The organism is Campylobacter sp. CFSAN093226 (assembly GCF_012897595.1).
GTDB classification, from domain to species: domain Bacteria; phylum Campylobacterota; class Campylobacteria; order Campylobacterales; family Campylobacteraceae; genus Campylobacter_D; species Campylobacter_D jejuni.
Map to the genome: position 1 here is coordinate 954,401 of NZ_CP040608.1, position 23,081 is coordinate 977,481.

Consider the following 23,081-nt stretch of genomic DNA (forward strand, 5'->3'; position numbering starts at 1 on the left):
TATTCCTTTTAATTATAGTTTTTACATTTTATTTTAGAAATATATTATGTTTTGTTTTTTGCGCAGGTTCTTCTTCAAGAAGATCTTTTACTTGCAAATCAAGCGCAAAATTTCCACCTTTAATATAAGCAATAATATTATCTATATCCTCGTGGCTTAAATTTCTAGCATAAAAAGCCATTTGAGAAGCTGTTGTAGAACTGCTACTATCAAGAGTATAACCTATCAAAGCTCCTTTAATATCCTCAGGAGACATATCTTTTAAAATTCTAGATCCTATAACACTCTTTTCAGCATTATCTCCATGGCAAGTATTGCATTTATTTTGAAAATACAAAGCCTTCGCTTTTTCCATATCATATTGCTTATTTGCATCAAAGGTATAAGTAAAAAATGATTTCAAGTTAATACCAAAAAGCGCAACAACAAATATTGAACTAATAAACAACCAGCGTGCAATCATGATTTTCCTTATTTTATTGTAATTTCTGTTTGTGTTTTATTTTGATATCTATGTGTTTTTTTGTTGTATTTTTTTTCTTTTTTAATATCATAGCGATAACGAACAGTCCCTGAAACTTCTATATCTTTAAAGACTTCATCTAACGGAGCTGCAAAAACAAAATGATTTAAAATCATACCAATTAAAAATATTTTTTTCATTTTTATTCTTTAAACACAAAAAAACGATTATATCAAAAAAAGATAATCCTTGTTAATGACCACCTTTGTGTAAAAAATAAAGTCCTACACAAAGAGCTAAAATCGATCCAGCAAGAAAAGCCATATCCACAGGAGTAGCAAATTTCATCTGTAAAACCCTTTGAAAGAAATTTACCACTAAGACCATAATGATAACTTTTGCAAGCTTGTCTTTTAATTGATCTAAGCTATGCACCTCTAAAACCTTGCTTTGTTTTGTTTGTTTAAATTCTTCTATTTCACTGATAAAAAGCTCATAAACTCCAAAAGAAAAAATAAACAAAACTAAAGCCATAAGATAAAGATCAACAGCTCCTATAATTAAAGCCACCACATCCTCATGCAAATCGACATTAGAACCTGCATCAAAAAAATAATTATAAGTATAAAATATAACTTTTAAAACATCATAACTTGCAATAAAAAACAATACAAAAGCTCCAATTAAACCAAAAATTACGGGTAAAATTGTAACAATACGACTTCTAACAAGTAAAGATTCAAATATTTTCTCTAACATTTTTTTCCTTATTTATTTTTTAATTCTAACCATTTTTGCGCAATACGCACAGCATTTGTTGCAGCACCTACACGAATTTGATCCGCCACACACCAAAGATGGAGTATTTTTTTATCATACACATCAGCACGAATTCTTCCTACATAAGTTTCATTAGTATCGCTAGTCATTAAAGGCATAGGGTATTTTTTATTTTTAGGATCATCTATGACAATAACACTTGGTGCTTTTTTTAAAATTTCTTTAGCTTTTTTTACATCTATTTCTTTTTCAAAATGCATAGTAATGGCTTCGCTATGACTTCTTAAAACAGGCACTCTAACACAAGTTGCCGAAACTTCTAAATTTTTATGTAAAATTTTTTGAGTTTCATTGACCATTTTAAGTTCTTCTTTAGTGTAATCATTATCCATAAAAACATCAATTTGTGGAATAAGATTAAGTGCCAAAGTATAAGGAAAAGTTTGAGGTTCAAATTCATCAAGTTTAAAAGCAAAAAAACTTTGCATAGCTTCAACCAATTCTTGCATTCCTTCTTTTCCTGCTCCACTTGCAGCCTGATAGGTACTTACATCAACACGCTTTAAATTAAATGCATCATTTAAAGGTTTTAAAACTTGCACCATTTGTATAGTAGAACAATTTGGATTAGCAATAATCCCTGTTTTTTTCCAATCTTTAATATCCTCAGGATTGCATTCAGGAACCACCAAAGGAACATCTTTTTCCATTCTAAAATGACTTGTATTATCAATAACAACAGCACCAGATTCTACTGCAAATTTAGCATATTTTTCACTCACACTTCCACCTGCGCTAAAAAAAGCAATATCAATAGGATTTTCTTTAAATACATTTTCGGTAAGTTCTTTGACTTTATAAGCTTTGCCTTTAAATTCTACTTCACTACCTACACTTTTTGCACTTGCTAAAGGTAAAATACCTTCCACTGGGAAATCAAGTTCATCTAAAACATTTAAAAGCTCTTCCCCAACCGCACCAGTAGCACCCACAATGGCTATTTTTTGTTTTTTTGACATTACTTATCCTTTATTTGATATTTTTTAATTTTTTCATTTAAAATTTTTATATCCATACCTAAAATTTGAGAAGCTTGATCCTTGTCATAATCTACACTTAAAAGAACTTCACAAATCAATTCTTTTTCTAAATTCTTTACATCTTTTTTTATACTTCTAGCTTCTAAGAACAAATCTTCACTTGAAATTTCATCATTTTCACTTAAAATACAAGCTCTTTGTACAACGGATATTAATTCTCTAATATTACCAGGAAAATCATATTCAAGTAAAGCATTTTTAGCTTCTTGGCTGAGCTGTTTTTCCTTAAAATCATATTCTTTACAAGTATCTTCTAAAACCTTTTGAGCTATACCTAAAATTTCTTCTTTACGCTCTCTTAAAGGCGGGATATTAATAGGAACAGTGTTTAAACGATAATATAAATCTGAACGAAATTCGCCATTTTTTATTTTTTCATCTAAATTTGCATTAGTTGCACTGATAATTCTTACATCTATTTTGATGCTTTTTGTACTTCCAAGTCGTGTGATTTCTTTTTCTTGCAAAGCTCTTAAAAGTTTAGCTTGAATTTCATAAGGCATTTCACCAATTTCATCTAAAAACAAAGTGCCCTCATTAGCCATTTCAAAAAGCCCTATTTTAGTTGCATTAGCATCAGTAAAAGCACCTTTTTCAAAACCAAAAAGCTCACTTTCAATCAAATTTGCAGGAATGGCTGCCATATTAATAGCAATAAAAGGCTTATTAGAGCGTTTAGAATGGGTGTGAATATAACGAGAAAATACCTCTTTTCCTACTCCACTTTCTCCAAAAAACATTACAGAGGCATCAGTTTTAGCCGCTTTTTGACTTAAATTTAATGTTTTTTCTAAATTAGGAGAAGTTGAAAAAAAATCTTTATTTTCTTCTTTTTTTTCATTTTTTTTGCTTTTTTTATCGGCTGTTTTTTCTCTTATGATTTTAGCACGCTTAATAGCCTCGACTAAAGTATCAACATCAAAAGGCTTGGTTAAAAAATCTTTTACTCCCAAACGAACCGCTTCTATAGCACGGCTTAAAGTAGCATTTCCTGTCATAATAATAAAATCATATTTATTTTCACAGGCTTTAACAAATTCTATGCCATCAATTCCTGGCATATTAATATCTGTAATAATCAAATCTGTATTATCATCTATTTTTTTTAAAGCTTCAGTGGCAGATTTATAAGATTTAATATTAAATTCTTCATACTCTGCTAATGCAATTTCTAAGGATTTGCGCATATTAATATCATCTTCTACTATGACTAAATTCATCCTAAGCCTTTTAAAAAATTTCTACTATAGTATCCAATTTGCGCTTAATTTTGAATTTACTTTTTTTTAAGATAATAAATTATCGCATTTTGTTCGCCAAATTCTACGGTAAAACGCAAGGGTAAAATTTTAACATAAGTTTCACTTTGAGCACGTAATAAGTCAGTATTAACAATATCCTTAACACTGATTCTAGCTCCTATAAAGCAATCGCTTAATTCATCTTTATGAGAATTTAAAAAATTAAATTTAATTGTTTTTGGCATATTATCATCAATCAATCCTAAAGAAGTTCGAGGTAAAACTTTTAAATCTTGATCACTATAAGAAATTTCACATACCCATTGTTCTTCAACATTTTCGCTTTGCGTCATTGCTAAGGATAAATTTTGATTTTGATGAAAGAGAATGAAATTTTTACTAGAAAGCTCTGCCCAAAAAATAAATTCATCTTGGGCAAAAAGCTTAAAGCTAAGAAAGATTAATAAGCAAACAATTCTTTCCACTTGTCTGCATCGATTTTAAGTTCTAAGTTTACTCTATAAAGCCCTTGATTAAAATTCTCATCAATAATACTTGCATTTTTTATCAAACCATTTACTTGCGCAGTAATAGTTGAACTTCTAAGCATTGCATCTTTTACAGTGTCTTTACCATTCACTTTCACACCATAAAGTTTACTTGCAAGCTGTCTGTAAGCATCTGTAATCGCTGCTCTTTTTGCTAAAGCTAGAGCTTGAGCAGTAGAAACTGTATTCATTGGAGCAATTCCTTCACCAACTGCTGTAAAACTAAGTTCCGTTTCGCTAGCATCTGGAGCCAACATTTTTTCTTCTCTGATAATATCACGCACATCATCTTTATCGACTTTTTGCACGATAACATCTTGAGATGGAGCAGTGCTATTTGCACTTGAATTTTTAGTTGCACTGTTTGCACTTGGTACACAACCAGCGAAAATTCCTGCTATTGCTAGCATAAAATAAATTTTTTTCATTTTTACACCTTCAAAATATTGTAATTAGTAAAATAAAAAGCAATAAGCGTTCCAACTTTAAACTTATTGCAAATCTAAACCAAAGTTTTCATCGCTTAACTCATCCTCGTCATTTTCCTCTTTAGGACACTTAGCGATGCTAACCACCTCGTCATTTTCCACATTAACTACAATGACACCACTCGTATTACGCCCTGCTTTTCTAATGCTTTGCATATCAACACGTATCATCTTACCTGAACTTGTAAGAGCCATTAAATCCATAGTTTCATCTACTATAACTACGCTAATAAGATCTTTGGTTTTTTCTGTAAGTTTCATACAAATTACACCCTTACCACCTCTGCTTTGCAATCTATATTCTCCAGCATTGGTGCGTTTTCCTATACCTTTTGCACTTATGCTTAAAATTTCTTGCTCATCATTTTCTATAACAACTGCACCTACTAATTCGTCATTTTTCTCTTTAAACTTAATAGCCGTCACTCCACGACTTACACGGCCGATTTCACGCACTTTAGCAAGTGGGAATTTGATACACATACCTTTTTTGGTTACTGCAAAGAGCATTTTACCTTGTGTGCTTACACTTTCTTCATTTTCAAGATTTTCATCATCTAAATTTTCAATTTCTTGATTTTCTAAATTTTCTTCACCACCAGTGGCAAAAATTTCATCTTCATCTCTTTGAACAATAATAGCAGTTACCAACTCATCATTTTCATCCAAGTTGATCGCTCTAACTCCTACACTTCTGATATTTTGATATTCACTCAAATTTGTACGCTTTACAATACCATTTTTAGTAAAGAAACATAAAGATTTACTCTCATCAAAATCCGTGGTTGGAATAATAGCCATGATTTTTTCTTCAGCTTGTAAATTAATAAGATTTACCACTGCTTTTCCTTTAGCCGTTCTTGAGCCTTCAGGAATTTTATAAACTTTAAGCCAATAAAGCTGTCCACGATCTGTTACAAACATAAGTGTATCATGTGTATTTGCCGTAAAGAAACTTTCTATAAAATCATCATCATAAGTCGTAACGGCTAATTTTCCTTTTCCGCCTCGTTTTTGCTTTTCATATTGTTTACTAGGCACACGCTTAATATAACCACGATGCGTAATAGTTACAACCATATTTTCATTAGGAATCAAATCTTCAATATCAATATCATCATAATCATCTTCAATTTGAGTAATACGTGGCACATCAAATTTACTTCTAATTTCTTTTAATTCATCGCGAATTAAATTTTCAAGCAAGGTTTCACTTTTTAAAATTTCTTCAAGTCTTGCAATTTCTTTCATTAATTCTGCAAGTTCATTTTCGATTTTTTCTCTTTCAAGTCCTGTTAAACGACCAAGTTTCATATCTAAAATAGCATTGGCTTGAAGCTCACTAAGACCAAATTTAGCTACTAAAGAATCTCTTGCGGTATTATTATCAGAACTATTTTTAATTAAAGCAATCACTTCATCTATATTATCAAGTGCAATTTTAAGACCTTCTAAAATATGAGCTCTTGCTCTTGCCTTTTGAAGTTCAAAAATCGTTCTTCTAATAATAACTGTTTTTCTATGAGTTAAGAAAAGATTTAAAAGTTCCAACAAAGAGAAAATTTTAGGTTCTTTATTATGAATTGCCAACATAATCACACCAAAAGTACTTTCCATAGTGGTAGATTTAAATAGATTATTTAAAACAATTTCACTCATAGCCTCACGTTTAAGCTCTATAACAACGCGGATTCCTTCTTTATTGCTCTCATCTCTTACTTCAGATATTCCTTCAATTTGCCTTTCTTTAACAAGCTCTGCAATCTGCTCTATAAGCCTAGCTTTATTGGTTTGATAAGGAAGCTCATCGATAACAATAACATCTTTATTTGTCTTTTTTTCAATATGAGTTTTAGCTCGCACTTTCACGCGACCACGCCCTGTGCGATAAGCTTCTATAATACCTTTTTTACCATAAATTATTCCACCTGTTGGAAAATCTGGACCTTTGATAAACTGCATAATCTCTTCTAGGCTTGCATCTTTATTATCAAGCAAATATAAAAGTCCATCTATCAACTCATTTAAACTATGAGGTGGGATGTTTGTCGCCATACCTACAGCTATACCACTTGAACCATTTAATAATAAATTTGGAACCCTAGAAGGTAAAACATCAGGTTCGCTTTCTGAACCATCATAATTTGGAACAAAATCGACCGTATCTTTATCTATATCTTTTAAAAGCTCATGAGAAAGTTTACTCATTTTTGCTTCAGTATAACGCATCGCAGCGGCACTATCACCATCTATAGATCCAAAGTTGCCTTGTCCTGTAATACTTGGATATCTCATAGAAAAATCTTGAGCCATTCTAACCAAAGCATCATAAACTGCTGTATCTCCATGTGGGTGATAACGACCTATAACAGCACCCACTATACGGGCTGATTTGACAAAATCTGTTCTACTTTTTGCCTCATCATTTTGCATAGCATATAAAATTCTTCTATGAACAGGCTTTAAACCATCTCTTGCGTCAGGCAAAGCACGACCTATAATAACACTCATAGAATAGTCTAAATAACTACTTTTTATAGAATTTTCTATATCTACAAGTTCAATATCAGAATCTTTGCTAAAAATATTCTCCATAAAAATCCTTCTATTAGTTCAAAGTTTTGATTATAGCATATTAAACTTTTGCATCAGCTAAAACAAGAGCAAAAAGTACAGAAATTTTATTTTCTTCTAAAACTTTTTTAGCTTCCAAAAGGCTAGAACCAGTTGTTACAATATCATCTACTAAAATTACAGGTTCGTGAATGGTTTTTAAGAGTTTGTAATTTCTTTTATGTTTTTGACGAAATTCTAAACTTTTTCCAGAATATTTCACAGAATTTTGTGCTTTTAAAACATTAAAAACAGGTTTTACAAATTTTGTTTTAAGATATCTAGCTAAAATAGCAGAATGTGAATAAAGCATATCTTCAACCTTATCATCTAAAGCTATAACATTAATTGTCATTCTAGGATCAAAAAAATCTTTAAATTTTGCAAAACTTAATTTAGCAAGCATTTTATAAACAAAATAACCATAAAAATAATGTTTAGAGTGAAGCAAGTGTTGTATTTCATGGTATTTATAAAAAGAATAGACTTTGAAATTATTATCAAGCTTTCTTACATTTAAGGAAAATTCAGAAAGCTCTAGCTCACACAAATCACAAAAGCAAAGCAGAGCAAAAGCTCCGCAATTTATACACCTCAAAGTTCAGAGATTAAACTAGCTGCTTTATTTGCCATTTGTTTTATTAACAAATGAGTATAAAAAGTTGTTTCTTTTAGATCATCGAAACCTTGTACATCTTGCTTGGTGCGGATTGTAAATTTCTTATTTTTGTTTATATCGCTAACTTGTAAAACTCCTACTAGTTTTGAATGTAATCCTGCAGCATCTTGAGTTGCTCCATAAGATATAAATTCTAAATCAATCTTACTCACATAAGGTGAATTTTGATCGTTATTGTCAAGCACAACTATTCCTCTAGCTTCAAGTTCTTGTTTTAAATAAGTATAAAATACCGCATTAAAATTCACATCAACAAATAACTTTTTCCCTTTAGCATTTAAAACTTTTTGCCCTTCTTTTAAATCATAAAATCTATGCAAATAAACCTTTTTTAAAGCAATACCAGTGTCTAAAGTGCGTTTATTTGCACAACATTGAATTCCAACATCGCTAATGTATAAAAGCCCTTTAATCTTTGCTTCAAAGCCATCAGGACTTTCACAAGAACTGCATTGAGAATTTTTAGAAATTTGATTAACTTGAGCAAAAGTATCTTGTTTAGTTGCGCAAGCACTCAAAAATAAAATAGGCACTATAAAAATCAAAAATTTTTTAAACATTTTTTCTCCTTAGAAAATTATTTTAAAATTGTATTAAAAATACAAGCAAATTTCAAGCCAAGTTTTAAATTTATCATCAATCTATCTTTAAAACACTCAAAAAAGCCTCTTGAGGTAAATTTACCTTACCTATAGCTTTCATTCTTTTTTTACCTTCTTTTTGCTTTTCTAAAAGCTTTCTTTTTCTAGTAATATCCCCACCATAACATTTTGCTGTCACATTTTTACCCATGGATTTAACGGTTTCTCTTGCAATGATTTTATTTCCTATACTTGCTTGAATGGCCACTTCAAAAAGCTGTCTAGGAACTATTTCTTTCATAGCGCTAACAAGTTCTCTTCCTTTACTTTGCGCTTTTTCATTAGGCACGATAATGCTTAAGGCATCAACATTTTCACCCGCTACTTTAATATCAAGTTTTACCAAATCCCCTACTCTAAATTCTATAGGCTCATAATCAAAACTCGCATAGCCTTTTGTTAAGGACTTTAATTTATCATAAAAATCCATCACAATCTCATTTAAAGGCACATCATATTCTAATAAAACACGCTCAGGTGTGATATAGTCCATTTTAACCTGTACTCCTCTTTTACGATTTAAAAGAGTGATTAAATTCCCTAAAAATTCACTTGGAGTAATGATAGTGGCTTTAACATAAGGCTCTTTTATATGATCGATTTTATTAACAGGAGGAAGTTCGCTAGGATTTTGAATTTTAACAAGCTCTCCATCGGTTTGATAAATTTCATAAGTCACAGTTGGAGCTGTAGCAATCAAATCAAGATTAAATTCTCTCTCAAGTCTTTCTTTGATCACTTCCATGTGTAAAAGTCCTAAAAACCCTACCCTAAAACCAAAGCCTAAAGCCAAAGAAGTTTCAGGCTCATAGGTAATAGAACTATCGTTAAGCTTTAGCTTATCCAAAGCATCTCTTAAATCTTCAAATTTATCCGTTTCTATAGGATAAAGTCCTGCAAACACAAAAGCTTTAGCCTTTTCAAAACCCCCTATGGCTTCTTTAGCTTTATTTTTTACTAAAGTAATAGTATCGCCTACTTGTACATCGCCTACAGTTTTAAGCCCTAAAACCACCACGCCTACTTCACCTGATTGTAAAGATTGAGTTTTAATTGGACTTAAAGGGTGGGGATAAAAAAGATCTTGAACTATATGTTTTTTATCTGTACTCATGACTAAAACTTCATCATTTTTAGCAATACTTCCTTCATAAATCCTAACCAAAGCCAAAGCACCCAAATAATTATCAAACCAAGAATCATAAATTAAAGCCTTAGTAGGAGCTTCATCATCTGTTTTTGGTGCAGGGATTTTAGTGATAATTGTTTCTATAAGCTCTTTTATACCCACTCCTGTTTTTGCACTCACGCAAATTGCATCTTTGCAATCTATACCTATAATATGCTCGATTTCATGCTTGACTTTTTCAACATCAGCATTAGGTAAATCGATTTTATTAATCACAGGAATGATTTCAAGATTATTTTCAAGTGCTATATAAACATTAGCTATAGTCTGTGCTTCAACACCTTGAGAAGCATCTACTACAAGTAAAGCCCCTTCACAACTTGCCAAAGAACGACTCACTTCATAAGAAAAATCCACATGGCCAGGAGTATCAATAAGATTTAAAACAAAATTTTCATTATTAAATTTATAATTTAAACGCACTGATTGTGCTTTTATGGTGATACCACGCTCTTTTTCTATATCCATAGTATCCATAACTTGTGAACTCATCTGCCTATCGCTAATAGCACCACACTCGCTAATAATCCTATCTGCAAGAGTAGATTTTCCATGATCTATATGAGCTATAATAGAAAAATTTCTAATATTTTTTACCGACAAAATTTCATCCTAAATATAAAATTTTAAAGCTAAGATTTTAGCAAAATTTATGTTTAAAACAAATAAATTTTATTTTATATAAAAAACTTCAATTGAAATTTATATAAAGCATACTAAAATATCGCTATGTTTGAAAAATATTTAAAATCAGCTATATTTTTAGCTCTTTACCCCTTAGCAATGTTAGCTTCTAATTTGCACGAATTTATAGCACTAAGTCAAAATAACGAATCCTATCTTATTAAGCAAATGCAAAGCGAACAAGCAAATTTAGACAAAGAACAAGCTTTTAGAAATTACCTACCCTCTCTTAGTCTAAACTCAGCTTATGTAGCCAACAATAAAGATCGCTTCATCATCGATCCACAAGAAAGTTTATTTACTAAAGTTTCTCTTAATTTTTTGCTTTTTGATGGGGGTGCTAGAGAGGCCAATTTAAGGGTTTTAGAAAGCAAAGAAAAATTAAGCCTTTTAGACAAAGAACAAAGCAAAAATTACCTTGCCTTAAATGCAATCACACTTTATTTTAATACCTTAAGTCTTGAAAAAATTTTACTAGCCAATCAACAAAAAGTAGCTTTTTTAAAATCAACTTTTGAAAGATTGCAAAAATTTTACGATGCAGGACTTAGCCCTAAAGATGAACTTGAAAGCATTAAGGCTAAATACCATTTAAGCTTATTAGAGCTCAGTCAAAATGAATTAAAACTTGCCAATATACAAAAAGAGATTAAAATTTTAAGCAATACAGATTTTAAAGTGCAAGGGAATGCTTTTTTAGAAAATCCACAACAAGAAAAAAGTCAAAACTATGAAGTAATGATAGCTAAAGAGCAAATCAATCTTGCTAAAGAAAGTGTAAATTTAGCAAAAGCTGAATATTTTCCAAAATTTTATATTCAAGATAATTTTAACTTTTATAAAAACAATTACAATCCAAAAGTTCCAGCTCCTTTTGCAAATTTAGCGGATCAATTCTTAGAAAAATATTCTCAAGGTAATCAATTTATTTTAGGTATGGAATGGAAAATTTTTGATTTCAATGCAAGGGCTAAAGAAGTTGAAAAAGAGCGTTTAAATGTTCAAATAGCCAATGCAAATGCAAGATTTAGCGAGAGAAAAAATAAAGAAGAATTAAATTATTTAGACAAAAGTTTAAAAGTTTTACAAGAACAAATTTTAGCTCTTAATCTTAGCTTAAATGCTGCAAATTTAGCTTTTGAAAGTGTAGATAAAAAATACCAAGCAGGACTTGTTTCTTATGTAGAATATCTTCAAGCTTTAGAGGCTAAATTTAAAGCACAAAGCGATTTAGAGCTTGCTAAAAATGAATTTGAAATTACTAAAGCAAATTATTATTTTAATGCGGGTATAGATCTTAATTCAAAGGTTAAAGAATGAAAAAAATTCTATTTTTACTTCTTGTTTTTAATTGCGCCTTTGGCGAAGAAATTTACGCAAGTTTCAATGTAGAAGCATCAAAACAAAGCAAACTTGCCCTTGAAAGCATAGGTTTGGTTCAAAAAATTCCTGTAAAAATTGGACAAAAAGTCAGCAAAGGAGAACTTTTACTTGCTCTTGATCAAGAAAGTGAAAAAATAGCTCTTCAAAATGCTCAAAATTCTTATCAACTTGCCCTTGTAGAATACGAAAATACCAAAAGTAGGATGCAAAAAATCAAAGCTGTAGAAAATGTTATAGACAAACAAAGCTATGAAGATATGAAAGCTAAGTTTGATGCTGCTAATTTAAATTTAAACAAAACAAAAATCAATATAGCTTATTATAAAAATATCATGGCAAAAAAAGAATTACGCGCACCTTATGATGCTATTATCGCAAACAAATTTATACAAGTGGGCGAAGGAGTAGGAGGAGTAGCTCAACCTTTAATAGAAATTTTTTCCTATCCACAAAGCAAACTGATTTTAAGTTTTGATGAAAAATATAAAGATAAAGTTAGATTAGGCGATGATTTCTTTTATAAAATCGATCAAAATGGTACAGAATTGAAAGGAAAAATCAGCCTTATTTATCCAAGTATAGAAGTAAAAACAAGAAAAATTTATGCTGAAGTGCAAACCACAAATCTAACACCAGGGCTTTTTGGTGAAGGTAGAATCATCACTAAAGATTAAAAATGTTTAAACTAGCTATAAACCGACCTATTACCGTGCTAATGTTTTTCTTAGCTCTTATGATTTTTGGGCTAATCTCTGCTTTTAGCATGAGTGTAAATTTATTTCCTAATGTTTCCATACCTCTTATAAAAATCACAAGCAAGATAAATGGGGATTTAAATTTCGTAGAATCAAAAGTCACTAAAGAAATAGAAAATGCTTTAAGTGAAATCGATGGAGTAAAGACCATAACCTCAGCTGCATATGATAATTTTAGTGTAAGTGTAGTCGAGTTTAAACTGGGTAAAAATCTTGAAGTAGCTGCCAATGATGTGCGTGATAAAATAGGAACTTTGAGCCTACCTTCTAAGCCTGAAATTGAAAAAATCAGTTCAGATTCTGGTTCTGCTATTTCACTTTTTCTATATTCTAAAGATAAATTACAACTCATGCGTGAAATCAATGACAAAATAAAACCTTTTTTGCAAAGAGTTGAAGGAGTAGGTAAAATCGAAGCTAAGGGGTTTTTAGAACCCCAAATTCGCATAGAATTAAAACCAAACGAACTTAGAAAATACAATCTTAACGCCCTTGATGTAGCAAATATCATCAAAAGTCAAAATTTTAAACAAGCCCTAGGCGAACTTAACAACAATCAAGATAACTATATCATCAAAGGCTATTTTGAAGCCACAAATTTAGAAGAACTTAGCAATCTTCGCATAAAAACAGGAGTATTTTTAAGTGATATTGCTAATATTTCAAGCCTTTATGAAGATGAAAAACAAAGTGCTTTATACGAAGGTAAAGAAGGGGTGCTTTTAGAACTCGGAAAAATCACAAATTATAACACCCTTGAAATGATTAAAAATGTCAAAAATGCCTTGCCTATTTTAGAAAAACAAATTCCAAAAGATATAAGCATTAATATGCTTTATGATAAAAGCTTAAATATCCACAAGCACCTTTCTCAAGTGATTTTTGATATGGTTTTGGGGATTTTTCTAACCCTTGTTATCGTGTTTTTATTTTTAAGAAATTTAAGTACAACTCTCATTGCTTGCATAGCTATACCTACTTCTATCATTTCAACTTTTTTTATTATCGATCTTTTAGGCTATGATTTAAACCGCTTAACTTTTATAGCTTTAACCTTAAGCATAGGAATTTTTATCGATGATGCTATAGTAGTGATTGAAAATATTGCTAAAAAACTAAAAACTTATCCGCCTTTACAAGCTGCTTTTTTAGGTATCAATGAAATAGGTTTTAGCGTTTTAAGCATAAGTATAGTTTTACTTTGTGTTTTTATCCCTATTTCTTATATGAACTCTATATCAGGGCTTTTTTTCAATGCCTTAGGCATAAGCGTTGCAAGTGGGATAGTTATAAGCTTTTTGGTTTCTGTATTTTTAATACCTAGTATTGGGGCAAGATTTTTAAATCCAAAAGAAAACAAGTTTTATGAAAAAACAGAAGCTTTTTTTGAAAAAATAGAGCAAAAGTATGAAAATTTACTCTATAAAATTTTACAAAATAAAGTAAAATTTATCCTAGCCACTCTTGTTTTTATAGGGCTTTCTTTTGCTTTAGCCACTCGCATAGGGCTTGATTTTTTACCTATGGAAGATGATAGTGAAATTCAAGTTTTGCTTGAAAGCAAAAAGGATTTAAGTTTAGAAGCCATGAAAGAAAAAAGTTTAAATTTGCTTGAAAAAATCAAAAATGATAGCAATGTCAAATACGCTTTTTTACTTGTAGGCTATGATGATGCCAAAGATGCTACAAAGGCTAAAATTTATGTTAAACTTAAAAATTTAGACGAAAGAAATTTAAGACAAAGTGCCATAGTAAGTTTATATCGTCAAAAATTTCAAGATGAAAGTTTAAAAATCAAAATTTTAGAACTTCCAAAGATAGAGGGTGCAGGCATTGATGATCCCGTGCAATTTTTAATCTTAGGAGATGATTTAAACACTCTGAAAGAAGCTGCTTCTCAGGCAAAAGAAATTTTAGGCACTAATGCACGCATTGTAGATATAAGTGATAATGCTAATGCTACAAAAGATGAAGTAGCCTTACACATCAACAAAGAAAAAGCCAAACTTTTAGATGTCAATCCTCAATATATCGCTGGGGTTTTAGGGTATTCTTTCTCGCAACTTAGCGTAGGAAGCATGGATAGAGGCAATTCAAAAGATGATATTATCCTAAGTTTTGCTCCAGAATTTAAAAAAGACATAGAAGCTTTAAAGCGCATTAGCATTAAAAACAACCAAGGTATAAATTTAGAACTTTCAAGCGTGGTGGATTTTATATACAGTAAAGATTTAAAAACTATCAATCGTTACAATAAAAACCGCTCTGTGAAAATCACAGCTGGAGTGAATGATCTTTCCTTAGGAGCGGTGCAAAAACTTTTACTAGATAATATGGATAAAATTTTAAATAACAATCCAAGTCTTAGCTATGCTTTTTCAGGCTTTATCAATCTTTTAGGTGAAACCGTGCAAGGTTTTGCTATGGCAGTAGCACTTGCTTTTGTTTTAATTTATCTTGTTTTAGCCGCACTTTATGAAAGTTTTATTCTGCCTTTAATCATCATGATAACCATGCCTTTAGCCTTTGGCGGAGCTTCTATAGGGCTTTTTATCACAGGGCATAATTTTTCACTTTTTGTACTTATTGCCATCATCTTACTTTTTGGTATGGTGGGGAAAAATGCTATTTTACTCGTAGATGTAGCTAATAAAAAATGCCATGAAGGTTTAGATCCCGATAAAGCTCTTTTAATCGCTGGAAAATCGCGCTTAAGGGCTATATTGATGACAACTTTTGCTATGATTTTTGCTATGCTCCCACTTGCTCTTTCAAGGGGTGCGGGCTATGAAGCTAATTCTCCTATGGCAATAGCCATTATCTTTGGACTTATAAGTTCGACTTTGCTTACCTTACTCGTAGTACCTGCACTTTTTAAATTTTGTTTTAAACTAGATAGCAAATTAAGAAAAATTTATGAGAGAGAAAAATTAAATTAACCAAAATGATTAATTTAATTTTTTTAAGTATTATTCTTATAAAGTGCTTTTAAGTTATCATAGGCGATTTGTATTTTTTCAAACTGTTCTCTTGCGTAAGCTTTTTCTATTGCACTTTTTCCTTGATGAAAATCAGGATGATAAAGTTTTACCAAAATCAAATATTTTTGTCTGATTTCACTAAGATCATTTTGCGGAGTGCATTCTAAAGTATTAAAATAATTACTAAAAAGCTTAGCTAAAGCATTAAATTTCCATTTCATATTTTCTTTATTGTGAATATTTTGGCGAAATTTTTTATACTCTTCGCGGTCAACTTCAAAATTCACGCAATATTTTAAATGCTCGCTCTCATCTGCAAAAACTTCAAAAAGTTCAAGGGTATTCTCGTTTTTATATTCTAAAATTAGAATATTTGTCATTTCATTATATTCTATATTATGATCTTGAAAATAATTTCTTATATAAGCAATAAATAATTTTTCATTAGAGCTTAACTTCATCAAAATTCTACCCGCAACAAAATCAATCTTGATAAACAACATAGGCTTAAGCATATTATTTTGCTCAAAAATTAATCTAAAAGTTTTAAAATGAGCATCTTGTAAATTCTCTATACCTTCATTTGTGCTTTTACGATATTTTTGATCTAAAACTTTTAAGAAATAACGGCGCTGTGGAATTTCATTTTCTTCAAAAAAAGAAAAAATTTTATTTTTTCGTCCTATGACCTTTGTGAAATTTTTGGTAATCAAGTCTTTAAAATACTGAAATACGCTAATATCATCTGTATTAACATTGATAGTTTCTAAAGTTTGCACGATTTGCATCTATTTCTCCCATAAAACCTCATTTTCAAAAAGCTCTTTAGTGCCTTTTAAAATTTCATTAGGTGTATAATCGGCTTTATAAGATAAAGATTGACACTTTTTTACAAAATACCCAAGATAAATATAATCTAAGTTCATTTTTTTAGCTATTTGTATTTCATTGAGCAAAGAAAATTTACCCAAAGAAAAATACGAAAAATCAGGATCATAAAAACAATAAATGCTTGAAATTCCATCCTCTAAAATATCAATCAAATCAACACAAACGAGCTTATCTTCTATATAAAATGCAAGCTCATATCCAAAATTCATAAAACCATCGACATAAAGATTATAATACTGTTTAAAGCTTAAATCATAACGCTTCCAGTTCTTTTTTTCTTCCATAAAACGATGGTATTTATCATATAAAAACAAATGTTCATTGCTTAAATTGGGTGTTCTAAGTATAACTTTGGTGTTAATATTTTTATTTACAACCCTTCTTTCACTTCTTGAAAAATTATATTCATTAACTAAAATTCTAAGACTTAAACATTCATCACAATCTTTACAAATAGGGCGTGAAAAATACCTACCAAAACGACGCCAACCTCGTTTTATTAGCTCATTATTGATTTCTTTAGGGCAATTTTCAATGTATTTATACTCTATTCTTGAACGTTTATCCTTTAAGTAAGGACACTGATCTTCAAGAGTACAAAAACCAATCTCAAGCATTAAATTTTCTTAATATCTGCATTTTTGATAAATTCGGAAAATTCATCCTGTAGTTTTTCTTGCTTTAAGAAAATTTCTTGCATTTCCTTATCTATGTTTGTTTCTTGATTTTTTTCGCGAATATCTTTAGCTAGTTTTTCTAAATTTTTTACACTTGCACCACTCTTGCTTGATTTCTTCGCTAATTTTGAAGTATTGGTGTTAGCTTGCATTTCTTTTTTAATACTTTTAAGACTGTCTAAAAAATCCATCTATTATTCCCTACTTTCTCGTATTTTTTTAAGCGTAGCAGCTATTGCAGCTATAACTTCTTCTTTATTTTCTTGATGACGATCTTCTGTTTTTTCTAATAATTCTTGCATATGTGTTTCTATGAAAGAGGTGTCTAAATACCCCCTTCTAAATTCTCTTGTTTTTGTAATGGCAATTAAAAATGGTATTGTTGTTCTAATATCATCAATCACAAATTCCTTCAAAGCACGCTCAAGTTTATTAACCGCTAAATCATAACTTGTTGCTTTAATAATAAGCTTTGCAAGCATGGAATCATAATAAGGCGGCACAGTATAGTCTTTATAAATATGACTATCAACCCTAACAGATGGTCCAAGAGCTGGGTAGTATTCTCCTATTTTTCCAGGACTTGGAATAAAATTTTTCCATACATTTTCAGCAGTAATTCTAGCTTCAATAGCAAAACCCCTAGGTTTAATATCGCTTTGTTCTAAGTCCAAAATTTCTCCTGCTGCAATACGAATTTGTCTTACAATAAGATCAATACCTGTAATTTCTTCAGTAATTGGATGCTCAACTTGAATTCTTGTATTCATTTCCATAAAATAAAAGCGATTATAATCATCAAGCAAAAACTCTATAGTTCCAGCATTTGTATAACCTACAGCCTTAGCAGCTGCCACAGCTGTAACACCCATGGTTTTTCTAAGATTATCTGAAATTCCAGGGCAAGGTGCTATCTCAATTACCTTTTGATGTCTTCTTTGAATAGAACAATCCCTTTCACAAAGATGGATAATATTTCCGTAGTTATCTCCTAAAATTTGAAATTCTATATGTCTGGGATTAACTACATATTTTTCCATAAATACTTCATCATTATTAAAGTATGTTAAAGCTTCTCTTTTGCAAGATTCAAAGGCATTTTCAAGATCTTGTTCTTTATGAACAACGCGAATTCCGCGTCCACCTCCACCACCTGAAGCTTTTAAAATAACAGGATAACCAATCTTCTCAGCAAAAATTTTAATTTCTTCCATGCTATAGGAATTTAATTTTTCAGTCCCTGGAACAATAGGTATGCCATTTTTAGCCATTAACTTACGAGCGATATTTTTATTTCCCATCTTATGGATTACTTCAGATTTTGGACCTATAAAAATAATTCCAGCATCTTCACAAGCCTTAGCAAATTCGTAATTCTCACTTAAAAATCCATAACCAGGATGAATCGCATCAGCACCACAAGCCTTAGCAATCTCGACAATACGAGCAACATCTAAATATCCTCTTATAGCATCCGTTCCTATGCGATAAGCCTCATCTGCGATTTTTACATGCAAACATTCACGATCAGGCTCTGTAAAAACTGCAACACTTTTAATATGTAAATCTCTACAAGCACGGATTACTCTAACAGCTATTTCAGCTCTATTTGCTATGAGAATTTTATGGATTTGATTCATAATTTGCCTTTTTTGTTATATTTTTATTGTTAATTTTAGCAAATTTTCCTTACAAAAACTTAGCAAAAAATTTAATTTATTTTAGTTATAATAAAACTTTTTAAAATTTTAATTCCAATAAAGAAAAGTTATAATTATAATGGTTGCTGATAAAAGATTATTTTATTTAAGTTGTATTTTAATCACCATAGGAATAGTATTTTCATACTCTCTTACAGCTTTTACTGTTCTTTTTCTTGACTATAGTGAGTTTCATTTTTTTATTCGTCAGCTTTTTTTTGGAATTAGTGGCATACTTATAATGTTTTTTATTTCTCGATTGGACCCTGATAAAGCACTTTCTAAAAAAATTATTTTAGCTATTTTGATTATTTCTTTTATCTTTATCATCATTTTGCCATTTTTACCTTCTGCATTAGCAACAGCTAGCGGAGGAGCTAAACGCTGGATACGCTTAGGCCCACTCTCTATCTCTCCTGTGGAATTTTTTAAAATAGGATTGATTTATTTTTTAGCATGGAGCTATACAAGGCGTATTGATGATAGCAAAAAAGCTATCAGACACGAGGCTTTAATTCTTCTGCCTTATTGCATCTTAGCTTCTATAGTTATAGGATATATTTATATCACTCAAAACGATTTAGGACAAAGCGTAATTTCTTTCTTTTTGATTCTGGCTTTAGCTTTTTTTGCAGGAGCTAGTAAAAGACTTTTTGCTTTTGGAACTTTAATCATTATGATGATAGGTATAATGGTAATTTTTAGCAACCAAAGAAGAATTCAAAGAATCGCTTCTTGGTGGGGGAATATACAAGATGCTTTTTTACCTATGCTTCCTGATTGGCTGGCAAATGCTTTAAGAGTAAGTAGCAACAGCGAGCCTTATCAAATTTCACACTCTTTAAATGCTATAGCCCATGGAGGAATGTTTGGCGAAGGCCTAGGACTTGGAACTTTTAAATTAGGCTTTTTAAGTGAAGTGCATACTGACTTTGTTCTTTCAGGAATTACTGAAGAAATAGGACTTTTAGGTCTTGGGGTTATTTGCTATATTTATCTTTGGATGATTTTAAGAATTTTTAGAATTGCAGGAAGATGTGAAGCTAAACAAGATTTTATTTTTTGTTCAGGCATAGCCTTACTTTTACTTTTTTCTTTCTTTATGAATGCTTTTGGTATTATTTCTCTTACTCCACTAAAAGGTGTAGCGGTTCCACTTTTAAGCTATGGAGGAAGTTCAATGTGGGCAATTTGCATAGGCATAGGATATGTATTAATGATTTCAAAAAAGGTTAAATTATGACAATAGCTTTAACAGGTGGTGGAACTGGAGGACATTTGGCCATAGTGCGTTGCTTATTAGAAAGTGCGATTAAAAAAAATATAGAATGTGTATACATAGGCAGTCAAAATGGTCAAGATAAAGCTTGGTTTGAAAATGAAGTACGCTTTAAGGAAAAATTTTTTTTAAGCTCTAAAGGAGTGGTTAATCAAAGCAAATTTGGCAAAATCAGTTCTTTGCTCCACACCTTAAAACTCTCCAAAGATTGTAGAGAAATTTTTAAAAAATACCACATCCAAGCCGTTTTTAGTGTAGGTGGATATAGTGCAGCTCCTGCATCTTTTGCAGCTTTATTCTCACATTTGCCTCTTTTTATACATGAACAAAATTCAAAAAGCGGCTCTTTAAATATGCTTTTAAAACCTTTCGCTACAAAATTTTTTAGCGCCTTTGAAAAAGAAATTAGCCCTTATCCCGTAGCAGATAAATTTTTTGATAATGCTAGGATTCGCAAAGAATTAAAAAATATTATTTTCCTAGGAGGATCACAAGGAGCTCAATTTATCAACGAACTAGCTTTAAATTTGGCACCAAAACTTCAAGAACAAAATATCAAAATCATCCATCAATGTGGAAAAAATGATTTTGAAAAGTGCAAAAAACATTATCAAAGCTTAAATATCCAAGCTGATATTTTTGATTTTAGTTTAAATTTGGAAGAAAAAATGAAAAATGCAGATCTAGCTATATCAAGAGCAGGTGCAAGTACTCTTTTTGAACTTTGCGCTAATACTTTACCTACTATTTTTATACCTTATCCTTATGCAGCTAAAAATCATCAATACTTTAATGCTAAATTTTTACAAGATCAAGCTTTATGTCAAATTTTTATGCAAAACTCTATTAATCTTGATGAATTTTTTAAGTCAATATTAAAACTAAATCTAGAAAATATTTCTACAAGATTGCAAAATATAACCCAAAAAAACGGCGCAGATATGCTAATCCAAAAAGCTTTATTTGATAATTTGACTTTTATAAGATAAATATCCAAAGATATTTACTAAAATTCCAACAAAAACTAACATCAAAATAGCAAATGAAAAATTTTCAAATTTATCATGCAAAAAACCTATAATCCATTGTCCTTGTGCTGCAATTAAATATCCAAAACCCTGAGCTAAAGCAGAAAGTCTCGCTGCTATTTGAGCATTAGAGCTTTTTTGTGCAATAAAAAGCAACGCAATGCCAAAAACTCCACCCCATGGAAAACCCATGATAAAAGCACTAATAATAATAGAAATTTTGCTATCAAAAATAAAGAGCATACCAAAAGCGATCACATACATACTGCACAAACCTGCTATGTAAAAAGTATGTAAATTTTGTCTTAATTTTCCTAAAAGTAAAGGGCCAAAAAGAGACACTGGAGCTGCAACAAGTTGAGCAAATAAAACCATACTTGTAGAAAATTCTTTATCAAATCCTTTTTCTACAACAATTTGAACATACCAAAAAAACAAAGAATAAGCTAAAAAACTTTGAAATCCCATAAAAAGAGTAATTTTCCAAGTTGTTAAATTTGTAAAAAGATTGATTTTTTTATGAGCTTTTTTCTTAATGCGAAAAAATCTACCATTTTTAGCTTGAGGATAGTAAACTACTAAAGCTATAAAAGAAAAAATAGCCCAGAAAAACATAGCTCCAGCTAAATCAAATACACTAAGCAAAGGTATAGCTAAAGCAATACCCATAATCGAAGAAATACTCAAAACAAGACTATAAATTCCCATTATACTTGCCATTTTTTTTGGAAATTTTTCTTTAATAAAACTAGGAAGTAAAACATTTGCAATTGCAATACCACAGCCCATTGCTAACATTCCTAAAAATAAGCCATATACACCAAAATAAGAACGAATAATTTCGCCTAAAAAAATTAAAAAAATTCCAAAAACAATAGCACGAATAGGAGAAAAATACCCCACAATAAAAGAAATACTTCCAAAAGCTATCAAAGGAAGACTTGTAAGTATGCCCGCTACGGTTGAGTTTAAATAATACTTATCTTTAATAATATCAATAATAGGCCCCACTGCAGTAATTGGGGCTCTAAGATTAAAAGCTACAATAATAACAATAATAACATTAATCCAAAATATCTTTTTAAAAGAAGCCATAAAAGCCTTATTTGTTAAGTTCTACTTTGAATATTTTACCTTCTGCCATCTTAGGAATCCATAAAATATTACCTTCAATAAATATATCTGCAGGACCTTTCATCAAAGGAAGTTCAAGTTTTACAGATTTAACATTATCTAAATTATAAATATATCCATTTAGATTATTTCCCCAAGAACTTACCAATAAACCATCTTTATAAGGAACTATTCCATCATAAGATTCTTTTTCATTTTTAATTATACTGAGTTCTTTTGTATTTAAATCATAAGCCATTACAACACCGCCACTTACACCATCAGGATGATAACCAGCTATAAAAAGCTTATGTTTTTTTCTATCTAGATATAACCCATTTGGACCGCCAAATTTTGCTAAATCAAGTTTTAATAATTCATCATATTGCTTAGTTTTTAAATCAACCTTTAAAATAAGTCCTGTGCCAGTATCGCTAACCAAAAGCGTATTGTCGTCTAATTTTTCTATGTCATTTAAAAAGATTGCACCTTTAATAGGTAAATTAAAAATTTCTTTTTTAGTTTTAAGATCAAAACCGCGTAAAACATCGATATCTACCACATAAAGAGTTTTTCCAATCTCCATCATGCCTTTTGGTGCATTAAGATGGGTTAAAAATTTATATTCTAGCACTTTGCCATTTTTATCAAGCTTAGAAATAAATCCATCATTATCTTTCGCCAAAGGTTCAAGTTTTTCTCCTACATTAGATATATAAACATAGTTTTTATCTACAAAAATACTTTCAGGGCTTTTAAAACCATCAAATTCTTGATATTTTAATTCACTTGCACCAAGCAAACTTCCAAGAAGCGCTAAACTTAAAACATATTTTTTCATATTTTCT

Annotated in this window: 22 protein-coding genes; 5 read left to right on the forward strand and 17 right to left on the reverse strand. The window is 30.5% G+C overall.

Going from position 1 to position 23,081, the window contains the following annotated elements:
• Positions 1-28 precede the first annotated feature (28 nt).
• From FBF02_RS04980 to lepA, 11 genes are all read right to left on the reverse strand, one after another.
• Entirely contained in the window at positions 29-463 is a 435-nt protein-coding gene (locus tag FBF02_RS04980; RefSeq protein WP_002853050.1) for a c-type cytochrome, read from the reverse strand.
• A gap of 8 nt (positions 464-471) precedes the next feature.
• A complete protein-coding gene (locus FBF02_RS04985; RefSeq protein WP_002853004.1) occupies positions 472-663 on the reverse strand; it encodes a mini-MOMP protein in 192 nt (63 codons plus the stop codon).
• A 52-nt stretch (positions 664-715) separates the two neighbouring features.
• Positions 716-1,222 carry a YqhA family protein gene (locus FBF02_RS04990; protein WP_002852919.1) on the reverse strand — a complete coding sequence of 169 codons (507 nt, stop codon included), beginning with the start codon at positions 1,220-1,222 and terminating at the stop codon, positions 716-718.
• Positions 1,223-1,230: 8 nt separating this feature from the next.
• Positions 1,231-2,262: an aspartate-semialdehyde dehydrogenase gene (locus FBF02_RS04995; RefSeq protein WP_168940573.1), complete on the reverse strand. Its 1,032-nt coding sequence runs from the start codon at positions 2,260-2,262 to the stop codon at positions 1,231-1,233.
• Positions 2,262-3,563 carry a fla regulon two-component system response regulator gene (gene flgR, locus FBF02_RS05000; protein WP_002853038.1) on the reverse strand — a complete coding sequence of 434 codons (1,302 nt, stop codon included), beginning with the start codon at positions 3,561-3,563 and terminating at the stop codon, positions 2,262-2,264. The genes FBF02_RS04995 and flgR overlap by 1 nt, the downstream gene beginning before the upstream one ends.
• A 56-nt stretch (positions 3,564-3,619) precedes the next feature.
• Positions 3,620-4,069, reverse strand: a complete 450-nt coding sequence (gene flgQ / locus FBF02_RS05005) for a flagellar assembly protein FlgQ (RefSeq protein WP_002852929.1) — start codon at positions 4,067-4,069, stop codon at positions 3,620-3,622.
• On the reverse strand, positions 4,045-4,560 hold the full coding sequence (gene flgP, locus FBF02_RS05010; protein WP_002852972.1) for a flagellar assembly lipoprotein FlgP: 516 nt from the start codon (positions 4,558-4,560) through the stop codon (positions 4,045-4,047). The genes flgQ and flgP overlap by 25 nt, the downstream gene beginning before the upstream one ends.
• 63 nt (positions 4,561-4,623) lie before the next feature.
• On the reverse strand, positions 4,624-7,215 hold the full coding sequence (gene gyrA / locus FBF02_RS05015) for a DNA topoisomerase (ATP-hydrolyzing) subunit A (protein ID WP_002857904.1): 2,592 nt from the start codon (positions 7,213-7,215) through the stop codon (positions 4,624-4,626).
• Positions 7,216-7,255: 40 nt separating this feature from the next.
• Complete coding sequence (locus FBF02_RS05020) at positions 7,256-7,831, reverse strand: ComF family protein (RefSeq protein WP_002882644.1); 576 nt, start codon at positions 7,829-7,831, stop codon at positions 7,256-7,258.
• A complete protein-coding gene (mapA, locus tag FBF02_RS05025) occupies positions 7,828-8,472 on the reverse strand; it encodes an outer membrane lipoprotein MapA (protein WP_002894512.1) in 645 nt (214 codons plus the stop codon). Before mapA ends, FBF02_RS05020 begins: the two co-directional genes overlap by 4 nt.
• 76 nt (positions 8,473-8,548) lie before the next feature.
• The gene (lepA, locus tag FBF02_RS05030; RefSeq protein WP_002870581.1) at positions 8,549-10,345 is read right to left on the reverse strand and encodes a translation elongation factor 4; all 1,797 of its coding nucleotides are present in this window, start codon (positions 10,343-10,345) and stop codon (positions 8,549-8,551) included.
• 126 nt (positions 10,346-10,471) lie between these two features.
• Here lepA and cmeD point away from each other — a divergent pair, with 126 nt between their 5' ends.
• From cmeD to cmeF, 3 genes are read left to right on the forward strand one after another with little or no spacing between them, the layout of a single operon-like run.
• Positions 10,472-11,746: a multidrug efflux RND transporter outer membrane subunit CmeD gene (gene cmeD, locus FBF02_RS05035; protein WP_002925850.1), complete on the forward strand. Its 1,275-nt coding sequence runs from the start codon at positions 10,472-10,474 to the stop codon at positions 11,744-11,746.
• Complete coding sequence (gene cmeE / locus FBF02_RS05040; RefSeq protein WP_168940574.1) at positions 11,743-12,483, forward strand: multidrug efflux RND transporter periplasmic adaptor subunit CmeE; 741 nt, start codon at positions 11,743-11,745, stop codon at positions 12,481-12,483. The genes cmeD and cmeE overlap by 4 nt, the downstream gene beginning before the upstream one ends.
• Before the next feature lie 2 nt (positions 12,484-12,485).
• A complete protein-coding gene (cmeF, locus tag FBF02_RS05045; RefSeq protein ID WP_021034222.1) occupies positions 12,486-15,503 on the forward strand; it encodes a multidrug efflux RND transporter permease subunit CmeF in 3,018 nt (1,005 codons plus the stop codon).
• Positions 15,504-15,526: 23 nt separating this feature from the next.
• On the opposite strand, the gene FBF02_RS05050 is transcribed toward cmeF, so the two are convergent.
• The 4 genes from FBF02_RS05050 to FBF02_RS05065 are packed head-to-tail and all read right to left on the reverse strand — an operon-like array spanning position 15,527 to position 18,753.
• On the reverse strand, positions 15,527-16,333 hold the full coding sequence (locus tag FBF02_RS05050) for an adenylosuccinate lyase (RefSeq protein ID WP_002858037.1): 807 nt from the start codon (positions 16,331-16,333) through the stop codon (positions 15,527-15,529).
• Positions 16,334-17,053 carry an arginyltransferase gene (locus FBF02_RS05055; protein WP_002853863.1) on the reverse strand — a complete coding sequence of 240 codons (720 nt, stop codon included), beginning with the start codon at positions 17,051-17,053 and terminating at the stop codon, positions 16,334-16,336.
• Positions 17,053-17,304, reverse strand: a complete 252-nt coding sequence (locus tag FBF02_RS05060; protein ID WP_002857906.1) for a hypothetical protein — start codon at positions 17,302-17,304, stop codon at positions 17,053-17,055. The genes FBF02_RS05055 and FBF02_RS05060 overlap by 1 nt, the downstream gene beginning before the upstream one ends.
• Positions 17,305-17,307: 3 nt before the next feature.
• Complete coding sequence (locus FBF02_RS05065; RefSeq protein ID WP_002856595.1) at positions 17,308-18,753, reverse strand: acetyl-CoA carboxylase subunit A; 1,446 nt, start codon at positions 18,751-18,753, stop codon at positions 17,308-17,310.
• A 139-nt stretch (positions 18,754-18,892) separates the two neighbouring features.
• On the opposite strand from FBF02_RS05065, the gene ftsW reads away from it, so the two are divergent.
• Together ftsW and murG are read left to right on the forward strand one after the other, a co-directional pair.
• A complete protein-coding gene (gene ftsW / locus FBF02_RS05070) occupies positions 18,893-20,056 on the forward strand; it encodes a putative lipid II flippase FtsW (RefSeq protein WP_002853553.1) in 1,164 nt (387 codons plus the stop codon).
• Complete coding sequence (gene murG, locus FBF02_RS05075; RefSeq protein ID WP_002866070.1) at positions 20,053-21,081, forward strand: undecaprenyldiphospho-muramoylpentapeptide beta-N-acetylglucosaminyltransferase; 1,029 nt, start codon at positions 20,053-20,055, stop codon at positions 21,079-21,081. Before ftsW ends, murG begins: the two co-directional genes overlap by 4 nt.
• On the opposite strand, the gene FBF02_RS05080 is transcribed toward murG, so the two are convergent.
• Both FBF02_RS05080 and FBF02_RS05085 read right to left on the reverse strand, forming a co-directional pair.
• Positions 21,052-22,215: a CynX/NimT family MFS transporter gene (locus tag FBF02_RS05080; RefSeq protein ID WP_002894504.1), complete on the reverse strand. Its 1,164-nt coding sequence runs from the start codon at positions 22,213-22,215 to the stop codon at positions 21,052-21,054. The genes murG and FBF02_RS05080 overlap by 30 nt on opposite strands.
• A 7-nt stretch (positions 22,216-22,222) precedes the next feature.
• A complete protein-coding gene (locus FBF02_RS05085; protein ID WP_002894502.1) occupies positions 22,223-23,074 on the reverse strand; it encodes an ATP-binding protein in 852 nt (283 codons plus the stop codon).
• Positions 23,075-23,081: the final 7 nt, after the last annotated feature.

Coding starts and splice junctions, on each gene's coding strand:
- FBF02_RS04980 (WP_002853050.1), bottom strand. CDS start 463: ATGATTGCACGCTGGTTGTTTATTAGTTCAATATTTGTTGTTGCGCTT.
- FBF02_RS04985 (WP_002853004.1), bottom strand. CDS start 663: ATGAAAAAAATATTTTTAATTGGTATGATTTTAAATCATTTTGTTTTT.
- FBF02_RS04990 (WP_002852919.1), bottom strand. CDS start 1,222: ATGTTAGAGAAAATATTTGAATCTTTACTTGTTAGAAGTCGTATTGTT.
- FBF02_RS04995 (WP_168940573.1), bottom strand. CDS start 2,262: ATGTCAAAAAAACAAAAAATAGCCATTGTGGGTGCTACTGGTGCGGTT.
- flgR (WP_002853038.1), bottom strand. CDS start 3,563: ATGAATTTAGTCATAGTAGAAGATGATATTAATATGCGCAAATCCTTA.
- flgP (WP_002852972.1), bottom strand. CDS start 4,560: ATGAAAAAAATTTATTTTATGCTAGCAATAGCAGGAATTTTCGCTGGT.
- gyrA (WP_002857904.1), bottom strand. CDS start 7,215: ATGGAGAATATTTTTAGCAAAGATTCTGATATTGAACTTGTAGATATA.
- mapA (WP_002894512.1), bottom strand. CDS start 8,472: ATGTTTAAAAAATTTTTGATTTTTATAGTGCCTATTTTATTTTTGAGT.
- cmeD (WP_002925850.1), top strand. CDS start 10,472: ATGTTTGAAAAATATTTAAAATCAGCTATATTTTTAGCTCTTTACCCC.
- cmeE (WP_168940574.1), top strand. CDS start 11,743: ATGAAAAAAATTCTATTTTTACTTCTTGTTTTTAATTGCGCCTTTGGC.
- cmeF (WP_021034222.1), top strand. CDS start 12,486: ATGTTTAAACTAGCTATAAACCGACCTATTACCGTGCTAATGTTTTTC.
- FBF02_RS05050 (WP_002858037.1), bottom strand. CDS start 16,333: ATGCAAATCGTGCAAACTTTAGAAACTATCAATGTTAATACAGATGAT.
- FBF02_RS05055 (WP_002853863.1), bottom strand. CDS start 17,053: ATGCTTGAGATTGGTTTTTGTACTCTTGAAGATCAGTGTCCTTACTTA.
- FBF02_RS05060 (WP_002857906.1), bottom strand. CDS start 17,304: ATGGATTTTTTAGACAGTCTTAAAAGTATTAAAAAAGAAATGCAAGCT.
- FBF02_RS05065 (WP_002856595.1), bottom strand. CDS start 18,753: ATGAATCAAATCCATAAAATTCTCATAGCAAATAGAGCTGAAATAGCT.
- ftsW (WP_002853553.1), top strand. CDS start 18,893: ATGGTTGCTGATAAAAGATTATTTTATTTAAGTTGTATTTTAATCACC.
- murG (WP_002866070.1), top strand. CDS start 20,053: ATGACAATAGCTTTAACAGGTGGTGGAACTGGAGGACATTTGGCCATA.
- FBF02_RS05080 (WP_002894504.1), bottom strand. CDS start 22,215: ATGGCTTCTTTTAAAAAGATATTTTGGATTAATGTTATTATTGTTATT.
- FBF02_RS05085 (WP_002894502.1), bottom strand. CDS start 23,074: ATGAAAAAATATGTTTTAAGTTTAGCGCTTCTTGGAAGTTTGCTTGGT.